At 31.7% G+C, this 14,188-nt stretch carries 13 protein-coding genes; all 13 read right to left on the reverse strand.

Going from position 1 to position 14,188, the window contains the following annotated elements; all coding sequences use genetic code 11:
* Window positions 1-46: 46 nt before the first annotated feature.
* On the reverse strand, window positions 47-2,389 hold the full coding sequence (fliD, locus tag BFJ97_RS20415) for a flagellar filament capping protein FliD (protein WP_068986487.1): 2,343 nt from the start codon (window positions 2,387-2,389) through the stop codon (window positions 47-49).
* A 22-nt stretch (window positions 2,390-2,411) separates the two neighbouring features.
* Complete coding sequence (locus BFJ97_RS20420; RefSeq protein WP_068986488.1) at window positions 2,412-2,798, reverse strand: flagellar protein FlaG; 387 nt, start codon at window positions 2,796-2,798, stop codon at window positions 2,412-2,414.
* A gap of 375 nt (window positions 2,799-3,173) precedes the next feature.
* Window positions 3,174-3,851 carry an acylneuraminate cytidylyltransferase family protein gene (locus BFJ97_RS20425; protein WP_068986489.1) on the reverse strand — a complete coding sequence of 226 codons (678 nt, stop codon included), beginning with the start codon at window positions 3,849-3,851 and terminating at the stop codon, window positions 3,174-3,176.
* A complete protein-coding gene (locus BFJ97_RS20430; RefSeq protein ID WP_068986490.1) occupies window positions 3,848-4,894 on the reverse strand; it encodes a nucleotidyltransferase family protein in 1,047 nt (348 codons plus the stop codon). Before BFJ97_RS20430 ends, BFJ97_RS20425 begins: the two co-directional genes overlap by 4 nt.
* 20 nt (window positions 4,895-4,914) lie before the next feature.
* Window positions 4,915-5,577, reverse strand: a complete 663-nt coding sequence (locus BFJ97_RS20435) for a class I SAM-dependent methyltransferase (protein ID WP_068986491.1) — start codon at window positions 5,575-5,577, stop codon at window positions 4,915-4,917.
* Window positions 5,578-5,651: 74 nt separating this feature from the next.
* The gene (locus BFJ97_RS20440) at window positions 5,652-6,641 is read right to left on the reverse strand and encodes a GNAT family N-acetyltransferase (protein ID WP_068986492.1); all 990 of its coding nucleotides are present in this window, start codon (window positions 6,639-6,641) and stop codon (window positions 5,652-5,654) included.
* The gene (gene neuB, locus BFJ97_RS20445; RefSeq protein ID WP_068986493.1) at window positions 6,638-7,714 is read right to left on the reverse strand and encodes an N-acetylneuraminate synthase; all 1,077 of its coding nucleotides are present in this window, start codon (window positions 7,712-7,714) and stop codon (window positions 6,638-6,640) included. The genes BFJ97_RS20440 and neuB overlap by 4 nt, the downstream gene beginning before the upstream one ends.
* Window positions 7,715-7,716: 2 nt before the next feature.
* Window positions 7,717-8,811 (reverse strand): hypothetical protein, encoded by a 1,095-nt coding sequence (locus tag BFJ97_RS20450; RefSeq protein ID WP_068986494.1) that lies wholly within the window; start codon window positions 8,809-8,811, stop codon window positions 7,717-7,719.
* Complete coding sequence (neuC, locus tag BFJ97_RS20455) at window positions 8,801-9,955, reverse strand: UDP-N-acetylglucosamine 2-epimerase (RefSeq protein ID WP_068986495.1); 1,155 nt, start codon at window positions 9,953-9,955, stop codon at window positions 8,801-8,803. Before neuC ends, BFJ97_RS20450 begins: the two co-directional genes overlap by 11 nt.
* A 3-nt stretch (window positions 9,956-9,958) precedes the next feature.
* On the reverse strand, window positions 9,959-11,113 hold the full coding sequence (locus BFJ97_RS20460; protein ID WP_068986496.1) for a LegC family aminotransferase: 1,155 nt from the start codon (window positions 11,111-11,113) through the stop codon (window positions 9,959-9,961).
* On the reverse strand, window positions 11,110-12,111 hold the full coding sequence (locus BFJ97_RS20465; RefSeq protein WP_068986497.1) for an NAD-dependent 4,6-dehydratase LegB: 1,002 nt from the start codon (window positions 12,109-12,111) through the stop codon (window positions 11,110-11,112). Before BFJ97_RS20465 ends, BFJ97_RS20460 begins: the two co-directional genes overlap by 4 nt.
* 17 nt (window positions 12,112-12,128) lie before the next feature.
* Entirely contained in the window at window positions 12,129-12,476 is a 348-nt protein-coding gene (locus BFJ97_RS20470) for a hypothetical protein (protein WP_254660218.1), read from the reverse strand.
* A gap of 14 nt (window positions 12,477-12,490) precedes the next feature.
* Window positions 12,491-14,173, reverse strand: a complete 1,683-nt coding sequence (locus BFJ97_RS20475) for a motility associated factor glycosyltransferase family protein (RefSeq protein WP_068986498.1) — start codon at window positions 14,171-14,173, stop codon at window positions 12,491-12,493.
* Between the last annotated feature and the right edge of the window lie 15 nt (window positions 14,174-14,188).

Here is a 14,188-nt window from a genome sequence, read left to right on the forward strand (position 1 = left end):
CAACTCCTTTATATTACCTTTTAACTAAATTATACTAAAACTTTTATCACTGTCCACCAGATTGCGCAAACATACCTGCCTGTGAGTTTGCTTTGTTAATAGCTTTCTCCATTGCACTGAATTGCTTCCAATAGCGGGCCTCAATTTTTTCAAGCTTGTCTTTCCATGTATCAATACGTTTATCCATATCAATAATGTTCTTACCGATAGAGTACTGGTTATCAGTCAATGTAGCACGACCAGCTTTTTTCTCTATATCTTGTTTAAAATTATTCATTGAATCACGTAATTTTACTAGAAAACCTCTTGTATCAACAGTTTTTTCTACACCATCTATAATTTGCTTTTCTTCTTTATTACCATTATTGGCAAACAACGCCGTGACAGCATCTGGATCTTCTTCTAATGCTTTACGTAATTTTTTTTCATCGATTTTTAATGTACCACCGTCATTATATTCCTTCGATGTAGAAATACCAATTTTATAAAGGGTATTATATTTTTCATTCTCTACACCTGGATATGATTCAGAAATCAAACTACGCATATCTGATAAACCACCACGAATAATACTATCACTTCGAAGTAAACCGCTCTTCGCTTTTTCTTCCCACAGTTTAATTTCATTTTCAGACATTTCTTTTCGTTGTTCGTCTGTCAATGGCGCATAGTCACGGTATTTTGTTTCTTTCGTTTGATCATTTAAATCTTTAATAAGCCCATTGTACATTGTTACAAAATCTTGTATTTTTTTCATCATATCGTCTACATCTGTTGTAGAAGTAATTGTAACTGGTGTTTCTGTTGTACCAGGTCCAGTAATTTGTGGTGGCTGTTTATCTGGATCTTCCGTTTCATCAATAGGAGCTAAACCAGCGGCTGCTAAAGCGGAATTAACTGTTGCTAACGCATCGACAATACGTTGTTCACCAGCTTTTAAAGCATTCGCAGATGAAATCTTTTCTGTCTCAGCTGTTTTTAATTCTAGCTGACTAGAAGCTACATCTTTAAATCTTCCTAACTCACTTGTGTCCAAACCTTTGAGGGCTTGTAGCTGAGTACTGTTCAACTTACTTAACTTAGTTTTTGTTTCACTGTCTGATAATCCTTCTAACGGTTTATCTGCTGTCCAATCTATAGATGCGATAATCGCTATGTCTGCATCTGTTAAATCTGCTAAAAATTTTGTATCAGCGTTTTTATAAGCAACTTCTTTAGTAGCTACCGCTTGTAATGATTGAAGTTGAGTTTTATCTAGATTATCTACTGCTGTTAACTGTTCTGGTTTAAGTGCTTTAAGTTTTATATTTAATGATTCAGAAACTCCATTATTAGCGTCTTCTAAATCTAAAGTCGATAAATTCAAAGTTGCTAATTCATCTGTTTCTCCTGCTGTTAAACCAGTTAAGAAAGCTGCATTATTAATAGTAGTGTAAGCCGTTTTTTCACTGTTAGTTAGTCCAGTTAAAAAAGTAGTTTCAAAAATTGAATTGTAATTATTTAATTTACTATTGTACACAGCTTCTTTATCGGCTGCTGTAGTTTGCAGTAATGGGAGGCTATCAATAGCATTTTTCCTTTCAGCATAGGCAGCCTTAATCGATTCATTAATAGTATTTGTCGCATTAAAAGTTGACTTTAGAGTAACTTTATACCCTGAGATTTCAAAAGAATTCGTAGAGCGTTCAGTTGCGATTCCATTAACTTGAAACATTGCATTTTGACCATTGTTAGCAAGGTCAGTTGAAGTACCTAATCCAAGCTTATTTAGCATAGCAGTATCTTCATTTGCAACTACAATTTCAGCTCCACCTTTTACATCACCAGTATTTTTGGCTGTAATCGAAAAACGCCCATTTTCAAAAACTGCGGTAACACCTGCATTACTTTTATTTATTTTTTCAACTAATTGACTAACTGTTGTAGTATCGGGATCAAATTCAATTTTAGTTGCTTTTTCTGCTAACTTCCCATTTGATTGAATTGCTTTAAAAGAAATTGACCCTTCCGTGATTCCTAAATCTCTTAAATTAGTATTTTGGGTTGCATTAATTTGGGAACCCGTTGTCCGTGCAGCAGTTGCTAACTGAGACACACCTTCTATTGTAAGTGTACCAGCAGCATTTGATGTAGCTGTTGCTGTTACAAAATTAGAATTAGATGTTGCTGCAGTTTTGGTATTGAAGCTTTTAAGCAATAAATTATCATAAATATTTTGTCTAGCAGTTTCTATTTTTGTATTTACACTACGATAAGCATCACGAGTCCACAATGTTGTTTGTTTTTTTTGCTGTAATTTAATTAGTGGAGATCTTTCTGTCGCCATTAATTTTTCTACTAATGCATCTATATCCATCCCTGATGCTAATCCACCAATTCGATTTACCATAATAAAGCCCTCCTAAAAAATTTTATATTTTTTCGTCTACTATCATACCTAAAAGCTTTTGCATTTCATAAAATGCATCTAGTAACTTTCTAGGTGGTATTTCTTTTACGACTTCTTCTGTTTCTGCATCTACGACTTGAACAAAATAGCGTTCTAAGCCATCATGAAAGACAAATTTTGATGAACTGTGGTTGATTTGTAAAAATTCATTCACTGTGTCTACTGCTTGTTTTAGTTTTTCTTTTGATACTGATTGTTCTTCTGTTTGTACTGCTAACTCTCCAATTGTTGGTAACTCAACTGAATTTGTCTCTACAATTACTTTTGAATTTTTCTGTACTGTATTAGTCTGTACAGCACTAGATGGATTGCCTGAATCTACTGATTGACCTTGTGCGGAAATTCGCATATTCACTAACCTCCTAAACAATTAAGTAGCTTATTTTTATTATCGGAAGCATTTGACAATCTTTCACTCAAAAAGTGATTATGTATAAACAAATAGAAAAGGCAGATAATGTGTCAACTATTCACATCCCATCTGCCAATAATTATTTATAGTGCCTAATCTCAAAAGTATAACAAATCTTAGCAATGCCAAATAGGAATAGCTTTTCATGTGTTTACAACCTAATTTTTATTGCTAATCTTCTAAACTATCCTTTTAAAGGACGTTTAAAATTAGTATCTAGATATTTTTACTGCTTTTTATATGCTAGTTCTCTGAAAACACTTCGCGGAAAATATAAACATTTTTTTCATTTTAATGTCATTACTGGTATTTTCATCTCTTGTTTAATATACTTTCACAAATTTCGATGTCTAACTCAGTATCAATATCAATTGACCTTATTGTTGGCATGACAAATGCTTTCGTATTACTATTCAAAAAAGTTTTTTCTTGAATTAAAGCACTTATTTTTGCCACATACACCGCGCCATTCAGTTTAAATGTTTTTGGTAAATCTTGACGTCTTGATGTCAATTTGTCTTGCTTTATCAATGGGTATAAATTTCCGTCTTCAATAGTATACGTCCAATATGGCGAATATTCTGGCTCTGTTACACTTACACAAAAATTAGAATTTTGTTCAATAGTTAATTGTATACACCCATCGATATCCTCTACAGTTCTTAAAGGCGAAGTAGGCTGCAGTAGTACCACATAGTCATAACCCGGACATTGTTTAATGGCATGTAAGACCGGATCAATACCAGGTGTTTCATCCTGGGCCAATTCCATCGGGCGAATAAATGGCACTTCGCAGTCAAATTGCTTTGCCACATCAATTATCTCTTCGTCCTCAGTGGATAGAATTAGACGTGTAATAAGCTTTGACTTTTTTGCTTCTTCTATAGTCCAAGCGATTAAAGGTTTTCCAGCTAAATTTCGAATATTTTTACGTGGGACACCTTTTGAGCCTCCTCTCGCCGGTATAATTGCTAAGATGCGCTCTTTCATACACTACTCTCCCCATAGTCTAATTTAGCTTTTTCAAAATCATCCATTCTACCAATATCTAACCAATATTCACGAATAGGAAAAATAGATGCTACTTTATTGTCTGCAATAATCGTCTCAAATAAAGTAGGCATATCAAAAAAAACATCCTTTGGTATATAATCAAATGCTTCCGGATTTAAAACATAGATACCTGCATTTACAAAACTTTTATGTATAGGCTTTTCTTGTATGGAAACTAATTTCGCACTTTCTGTTTTAATAACACCATACGGGATTTGATATTCGTATTCACGTACACACATTGTTGCTACAGCTTCTTGTTCATTATGAAATTGCATTAACTGGTCAAAATTGACCTGTGTTAAAAGGTCCCCATTCATTACAAATACAGGTTTTGTAGGTTTTTCACATAACAATGAAAGAGCCCCAGCAGTCCCCATTCTTTTTGTTTCTTCTATATAAGTAATATTTACTCCAAATGCTTCACCACTTTGAAAGTAATTTTGAATCATTTCTTTTTTGTAGTTTACTGATAAAATAAAATTTGTATAACCATATCGCTTAAAACCTTCAATGATAATCTCAAGTATTGGCTTGTTTCCAACTTTAAGCATCGGTTTAGGAATATTATCTGTTAAGGGACGTAATCGAGCTCCTAAACCTCCAACCATTAATATTACAGTATTACTTCCCTCTTGAAGGTTTCTCAGTTCTTTAAAAATTATATCCACGAGTTGTTTTTCTTTGTTAACAATAGGTAATTGCTTTAGATTATATTTTGTTAATATATCTAAGCATTCGTTCCTTGTATTGAATTCATAAGCGAATACCGGCTTTTTATTCATTACATTAGAAATACTTGTATTTAATTCTTCTCCTCGTAATATACTTCGTCGGATGTCACCATCGGTTACTGTACCCAATAATTGATTCTCTTTATTAACTACTACTGCAAATTGTAAAGATGCATCATCTATTATTTTCATAGTTTTTAGCAATGTTTGTTCTGCATGAACAACAATAGTTTCCCAATGTTTCAAGTTAATACCACCATTCTAACTCACTTTTGTGCTATTACTACCCATTCTTTTATTAAATGTTTTTGATTTGCGCAACTTCTACTAATTGCTTCAAACTCTAGAATATGAAATTTCTCTAACATTCTCCTCATATCTTCTTCTGTTGCAAATCTAGTTAAACCTTTTCCTTGCATAGGTCCATCCTCAACTATCCATGCATTATATCCTACATTTTTTCCTGTTTGATCCCCCCAGCATCCATTAGCAAAATGTTTAGTAAATAATTTCCCATTAGGCTTTAGTACTCTGTATATTTCATTATAAATTTTTTTAGCATTATCAAAATCGTTTGCATAAACTGCTTCACTATCAATTACAGCATCGAAAAAATTTTCCTTATAAGGGATACTTAAGATATCCCCTTGAACTACTTCCCCTGTCCAATTTATAATTTCTTCGTCTAATCTTTGAGTAGCCTTTTTTACCGCTATTTCTGAACCATCTATACCATAAACAGAAAATCCTTCTCTTGATAAATACCATAAATTAGCTCCTACACCACAACCAACTTCTAAAATTCTTATTTCGTTTCGATTATGGTCCTTGTAAAAGTTTCTTGCGGTAAATCTTATTAAATCTTCGGAAGGATATTTCCCCCATTCTTGATTTGAAAATATATCATTCCATACTTTGTCCCAAGCCATATGTATCCCTCTTTTATTTTAAATTTAATTAATCCTCTTCTATGAACATTGAAATTAATGAATAAATACTTTAGCTAACGGTAAAATAAAACCTTTCTATTATCAGAATCTTCCATATTTCTTTTTAAAACATTATATTTATCTGGTTCATGAATGTAACTTCCAATATAAAAGTTTTTACTTAGCACCGAAAAACCTTTTTTAAAAAAGAGTAGCGAGTTTTCAGGCGAATTATCTGTACCTCCTCCTAAATACAAACTTTTAACCTTATTTTTTTTAGCAAATTCAGCAAATTCATATATCATAATATTAGTTGCACATAAATTTCTTCCCTTTATTGTTGATGCCGACAAATGATACTCTGCCATAGAATTTGTCATAAAGAAAATGGAAGATGCTACTATTTCACCCTCAGTATCTATTACACTCAATAAAAAAGTTTGGTTACTATTTAACAATTCTTTATAATAACTAGCATCAAAAAAATAATCAGATCCAGCTTGTTTATTCAACATTAAATCCTTATATAGATTTATAAACGCCTCTAAATAAAAAGGTTCTTTTGAGAAAATTACCTTCAAATTATTTTTATAAGCTTTTTTCACTGCTGTACGTACTCGTGTGCTAAAGCTACCAATTAAATCACCAGAGTTCTCTAAATCTATATAAATAGTTTCTCTATTTAGCATTAAATTCCCATAATACGCCTCAGATGTATTTGCTAAAGGATGAAAACGTATAAATTCTACTAATACATTATTTTTTTTACACCATGCCAAATAACTATTTATAGCTTTTTCTTTAAATGCTTCAGAACCTATAATAATAGGCCCTCCGTATCCATATGGGGTTAGAATATCTTTTAAATTAGTATCTAACACATTTCCTAAATAAAATGAATGAAAAAAAATATTATTTTCTTGTTGAATAACGAAAAAGCATACTTTTAACTCTTTATTATTTAGTGCATCCCTAGTTATGTATGAGGGATGCATATAATATGATTGCAAATTTTCAGGGAGTACTTCGAAAATTTGTATCGCTTTTTCCATCGAAACAATCATTTTAAAGTAATCTCCTCATCTATTTTAAAATCTTTTGTGGCTCTTTGATCTTGTAACTCCCAATAATAGAAAGGGGATAGTCCACTACCCGGTCTTTTTACTGCCATGTTACCACTGCTAAAATATTCTCCTTTTTTAATACTTTGAAAAGCAACTAAACTTTTTCGAGCTACTTCTCTATTCTTTATTTCGGAATTACTAGGGACCTTAATACCATTCCCTAAGGATAGTTCTACATTTCGAATACTCTCTACCATATTAACTAATTCTAGAGGCTCAATCGAAGCAGCGTGATCAGGCCCTTCGGCATTTTTGTCATAAGTTATGTGTTTTTCAATTATTGTTGCACCTAGTGCAACAGCAGCAATTGAAATTTCAATACCTTTTGTATGATCTGAATAACCAACAGGTAACCCAAATACATTTCCAAGTGATTTCATTGCTAGTAAGTTAGTTTCATCTATTGGTGCAGGATACTCGGTAGTACAATGTAACAAACTCACCTTTTCTCTTAACAATTGTTGTCCTTGTTCAGATATATACGCTCTTTCAAAAGCCTCTATTGATGGGTTAGTTTTATCATTAATTAATCCAAATGCTATTACTCCTAATGCATTTTGGATATCAGCTACTGTAGCCATACCTGTGGAAAGTATAATATTTTTATGATACTTTGCTATGTAAAGTAATAGTGGAGCATTCGTAATTTCACCTGATGGAATTTTTATAGTATCCAATTTTAAAACATTAATTAAAAAATCTGCACTTTCAAAATCAAATGGAGTAGATAAAAATTCAACTCCCTTTTCATCACAATAGTTCTTTAACTCGATAAATTCGTCAAACTTCAATTCTAATTTTTTTTCCATATCAAATTGACTTTCTTGACTACCAGTATTCGTAATCTGATATTCTGCTTTAGGGGCAGTTCTACTCATAACATTCTCAGTAATCCAAGTTTGAAACTTTACTGCATTTACTTTAGCTTTAACCGCGATATCAATTAACTTTTTAGCTAAGTTAATATCCCCATTATGATTAACCCCAGCCTCTGCTATAATATATGTTTTCATAATTAGTGCACCTCATAAAAATTAATTAAGTTTTCGATAATGTATTTAATTTCACCATCATTCATTCTTTGATCAATAGGTAATGTAATTATTTTATTACTCAATTCATAATCTTCTTCAAAATATGAACTATTGATTCGCCAATGTACTGGACAAAATATATTCTGTTCCCTCAAAAAAAGTAATAGTTCATCTCGCAACTCTTTTTTTACAACAATAGGGAAACCTAATGGTACAGTATTATTACCAATGCTGTCATACAAGCTTTTTATATTCGTTTTCAATAAATCACTCAACTTCAACTCATGGTATAAATTATTCCAATTTTTTCTTCTTTTTTGTTTTAATTCATTAATATTAATCCTTTTCATAATAAACTTAGAAATTTCAGATATCTGATTTGGTATAATATATGTATCTAGTAGTGCCTCAGATTCTTTTAATAAATTTAAATATACTTTTTCATCTTCTACAGCGGCTCTTAAAACTTTCCCAAATATTTGTTTACTTAAAAACTCTTCGTTATCGAAATTCGTTTCAAGTTCTAAATTCAATAAAGAGGATTTTGCTATTAACGCTGCACCATCTGGTTGAGCCGTAAATTTTCGAAAACTATAGATACTATAATCTGACAAACTATGATTAAAATTATTAAAGGCAGCTTGCACGCAGTCTTCGATTATATAGAAATTTTGGAGTTCATTCATTTTTTTTAACCAACTATATATGCAGCTATTTTCAAATCCAAAATAATTAATAAATAATAATACTTTATTATTTAAGTCATCAGGTAAATAATTAGGATGTTGTAAATCTTCTCCCATTGAATAGTATTTAATTTCAAAACCTAATTGAAAAAAAGGTTGTTTCACTGATTCACAACAATATACTGGCAAATATGCTACTTTTTCTATCCCTTTTTGTAATAGTTCTTGTAACGCCAAATAGATTGCAGAACGACCTGTATCTGTCCAAACAACATCTCTATCCAGTATCCAATCATTTAAATTATTTATTGGTTTTCCTACTAGTAAATTTGGTGTTATTTCAAAGTCTCCGCCTATTCGAATACTACTACCTTCTTTCCTAATAATCATAGAATTTTTTTCTTGTTAATGTTGAAAAATCTAATTTTTTTAACACTTTAACTATATCCGATGAAGTTTCAAACCCATCATATTTAAGAGGTATATCTTTTAACTTCTCAATGAAATGAGTGTTAGTTGCTTTAGAAATAGCTTCAATAATTTTACCTTTGCTAATATCGCAATCTATAATTGATTCAGCTTTTAATCTTCCTTTTTGTCTATTTCCAATATTAACAGTAGGAACACATAAAACAGGTGCTTCAACAATGCCACTTGAAGAATTTCCAATTACAACTTTAGCAATTTTTAGAGTACTCAAATATCTTCTTTGTCCTAATGAAAAATATGATCTAACTCTTGTATTGTTTTTTGCAGTATATTCATCAATCATTTCATTGATAATTCTACCATCACTGTCCGCATTTGATTTTGTGAAAATAATATTAAAATCTTTAAATTCATCTAATGCTAAAAACAATTCTGTAAGCTGAGATTTTGCCATATTGGGCTCTAAAGTAGTTGGGTGGAAAGTAATAAGGAACAACTTACTTAAATCAAATCCAAAATAATCCTCAAGCTCATATTGTGATAAATAATCTATCTTTCGGATATTTTCTACACCTGGATCTCCAACGTTAAAAACCCGGTCTGGTTGTTCGCCTAATTGAATAATTCTTTCTTTGTATTCTTTGTTTGCAGAAAAATGTATAGAACTTAATTTTGTAATTGCATGCCTAATTGCATCATCAATTGCCCCTTCAGTTATTTCCCCGCCTGATATATGAGCAATAGGAATATGCATTACAAGTGCAGTTTGGGCCACTGCAAGCATCTCAAAACGATCTCCCAAAATAACAATTAAATCTGGCTGTAAACGTTCAAAAGCATCTGCAAATCCAATCATTGCCAGACCCATCGATTTTACAACACCAGTAGCAGTATCCGACGATAAAAGCATTTCTAATTTCTCATCTATTTTAAAACCATCCACTTCTATTTGTTTATAAGTCTCACCAAATTCAGGTGACAAATGCATCCCAGTCACAACTAGTTGTAATTTGAATCCTTCCTCATCTTGAATTCGCTTCATTAAATTTGTTAATAGACCATATTCAGCCCTTGTCCCCGTTACAAAACAAATTTTTCGATTCATAATTTAAACCTCTTTAATTGGTGTACTTGGTATATTAATAACTCGTTCATTTAACGAATCCGTCACACTTAAATCCATCTTTGGACAATCCATAAACATATCCAGATTATGCATTGGTGTCCAAATTGGGCGACTCATTACACCATTATTATTTAAAAATGCTAACACTTCTTCACGATTATGCGTATCATCTAAAATTAGTGTTTGGAGCCAATAGTTACTGTCACAATTAGCTGGTTCTTTAAAGAGACGTACACCTTGTAAATTAGTAATTAATTGTTCATACTTAATCGTTAATTTACGTTTTTGCTCGACAAATTCAGACATTTTTTCTAGCTGTGCGCAACCTAGTGCGGCATTTATATTTGGCATACGATAATTATAGCCAATTTCATCATGCCTAAATGCCCATCTGTGTTGAATTTTAGCTGTTGTCGTTAAATGCTTAGCATAGTCAGCTATTGTTTCATCATCTGTCACAATGGCACCTCCACCACCAGTTGTCATGATTTTATTTCCATTAAAACTAATGGCACTAATTTTTCCAAAGCTTCCTGTATGCTTGTTTTTATAATAGCTTCCTAAAGATTCCGCTGCATCTTCTACTAACTCAAGATGATAATCCTTACAAATCGCAACAAGGTCTTCTATTGAAACAGGATGCCCAAAAGTATGCATAGGCACAAGCGCTTTAATACGACGACCTGTCTCTTTATTAAAAAACTCTCCGTTCCGCATTTCACCAATTTTATTAAGATAAGCTTTTAGTGCGATTGGATCTACACCTAATGTGTCCATACTTACATCAATAAAATGTGGTACTGCTCCTAAATAAGAAACGGCATTTGCTGTCGCAATAAAAGTAAGCGAAGGCATCAGCACTTCATCTTCTGCCTCTACCCCCACTACCATTAAAGCAATATGTAATGCAGCTGTGCCATTCACAACTGCGACAGCACGTTTTACACCTACAAATTCCGCTAGCTTTTCTTCAAAACGTGTTACATATGCCCCTACCGAAGAGACCCAGCCTGTTTTCACACAATCTGTTACGTACTCAATTTCTTTGTCATTAAACGTCGGTTCATGTAAAGGCACAAAATCTTTGCTATAAAGCGCCTTTACATCATTGGCAAATTGCATCCATTGATTATTCATATATTATAAACATCTGCCTTATATTGAGATAAATTTTTGGGATTAGTAAACCATTTAATTGTTTCTTCTAGACCTTTTCGGAACCCATCCTTATTTCCATAATTTGGTTCCCATCCAAGCAATTCTTTAGCCTTTTTATTTTCTGCCCATAAACGCTCTACTTCACTTTTTTCAGGTCTTAAACGTTGCTCATCAGTTTCTATTGTTAAATCAATACCCATAATATCTGCAATCGTCTCTGCTGTTTCTCCTATTGAAACTTCATAATTAGAACCAATATTAATCACCTCACCTATAGAATTCGGTGATTCCATTACAGAAATAAAACCGTTAACAGTATCTTTTACATAGTTAAAATCACGCGTAGGACTGATTGCACCTAGCCTAATAACATCCTTACCACTTGCAAGTTGACTAATAATAGTAGGTATAACCGCTCGAGCAGATTGTCTAGGGCCATATGTATTAAATGGGCGAATAATCGATACTGGTGTATCAAATGAACGATAAAATGATAATGCCATTTGATCTGCACCAATTTTAGATGCAGAATAAGGTGATTGACCTTGTAACGGATGTTCTTCATCTATCGGTACATATAAAGCAGTTCCATATACTTCACTTGTTGATGTATGTACAACTTTTTCTATCCCTAACTCTTTAGCAGCTTGCACTACATTTAATGTCCCTGTCACATTTGTATCTACATATGTCGCTGGAGAGTGATACGAATACGGAATAGCGATAAGTGCTGCAAGATTTAACACATGTGTACAGCCCTCCATTGCTTTTTTAACACCATATGGGTCACGAATATCACCCGCAAATACATCTAATAATGACCTAATATCCTGAGGTGATTGATCCAACCACCCCCACGAATTAAATGAGTTATAATAAACAAATGCACGTACATCATAACCTAACCGTACTAATTCTTCTGTCAAATGAGAGCCGATAAAACCATCAGCTCCGGTAACTAGTATTTTTTTATTCATATTATAGACAACCTTTATTATTTAATTTCATAAAGTGAACAGCTTTCAAAAAATGGTTTAATTTCGTATTCAAATATATCTGATACTAGGACATAGTCTTGAATTTCCAATCCATTATTAATCTCGCTTAAAAAACCTTGAATAGATTCATGGTTTAACTCATTATCGTATCCTAACTCTTTCAGCTTGTGGTTTACATCAATTAACCATGTCATACCTTCACTAAATTGAAGAATTAATTGAAGAGCTTGTGGTACCTCATTATTTTGAATTTTACTAATAATAGAATCGCTTCCTAGTACTATATTCTCTAAATATTCATTGTAGCTTTGCATTGTTTCAATAAACAAATTATTCAAGGCCAAATTCACTCCTAGTATTAAATATTTTTTAATAATTCATTAATATCTTTTGCTGCTCCTTCAACTGCTTCAAGCAGACTTTTATATAATGTTTCACTTTGGGTATATACACGTTTATATGCCTCTTTGGGTGTTTCTCCTTTTTTTACTTGAAAGTACTTTAAAACTTCAATGTTAATATATTGTATTGCAACTGTTAATGATGTCTGCTTAGTTAATTTTTCTACTGCTCTATCATTTTTTTCTAATTTTCTTAAAATTTCTTGAGAAAATTTATCTTCAAATTTATTCTTAGATAAGTAAGCTAAATTCTCTTTTAATAGTTTTACTAGCCTAATATATAAACTATATTCATTTTGCAATTTTTGTATGGCTTGTTCCCTATGTCCTACGTTTTTTTCAATAAAATCATTTTCCCTAACACTATCAACTATTTTGGTAGCATACTTCTCGCTAAATTTCTCAAAAGGCATATTAGTAAATTGTTCTATTAATACCCCCCCTTCAGTACAATTATAAATTTGTCGATCTAAGGCAAATTTACTTTTTATTTTCTCAAAGGCCTGCTTCATCATCAAAAATGGATAATCTGTTAAAACTGGAATTCCATAATAACCTGTAGCTTCAATTAAATTTCTGCTACTCTTAAATTCTTCATCTACAACGTTTAAATACTTATTATTATCAGCATGTGTTTTATTATCCGTATATGCTAAATCCTGACCAATAAATGCAATTGGGCCTGTAGTCATATGTAAAGCTATTGAAAATGCGAAATTAGCCACCGATCCTCCACCACTATGGGTCACAACTTCTTTTTTTACAATACTTTTTAAATGATCTTTTAAATAGCTATCACTTTCATTTAAAAAGAAGTAAGCGTCATCGCTAAAAACATCTCTTATATTAGGATGGTTTGTCATACTATATATTAATTTACTTTTATTTAAATTTAGTTCTTTAAAATGCCCATAATTTTCTATAGATCCATCTATAGAAACCACATAGTCCGGTTCTATCTCAGCCATAAGTAAACTATTAATAGTAGAACCTGCAGCAATTAATATTATATTATTTTTTATTTCTTTTAATAACCTTAATTGTTTGTTTAATGATGGCCCTCCAGATGCAATTACTATAGGACAAGTATATTTATTATATAGATTTTTCAATGAGTAATCTTTAATTGCACTTTTAATATTATTAATATAATTTCTATGCCATACAGATTGAAAGCCTCTAAAAGTATTAATTGTAACTTGGTCAAAATGTAGCTTTTCATTTAAAGCTTTTAAAAAAGCCTTATATTCATTAGGTATTATTTTATCATAATTAGGAGATACAATTAGATTAATGTTATCTGTAACTTTTATTGAATTCACTAACTGTTTATACAGGATATCTTGATTATTTTCGTAAGCAATTAATTCAAATCCCTCACATGAAATATCACCTTCAAAGATTGGATCTATTACAAGGATTTTCTCATTACTAATTGCTAGTTTCCTAATTTCATCGACAATATAGCCCTTACCATAACCAAAAACAATTTGAATGCACCCAGGTTTATAATTTTTTTGTGCGAATTGCTTTGCTTCTAATAATGGATTGTATTTACTATGTAAAAAATAATTATTTACCTTTATCGTTTTCACACCATTTTTTGAATCGAATAATTCAATGTTAAACTGATCCTGCAAAATACTCACCTCCCT

The sequence above is a fragment of the Lysinibacillus xylanilyticus genome, assembly GCF_001708185.1.
Taxonomy (GTDB): Bacteria; Bacillota; Bacilli; order Bacillales_A; family Planococcaceae; genus Lysinibacillus; species Lysinibacillus xylanilyticus_A.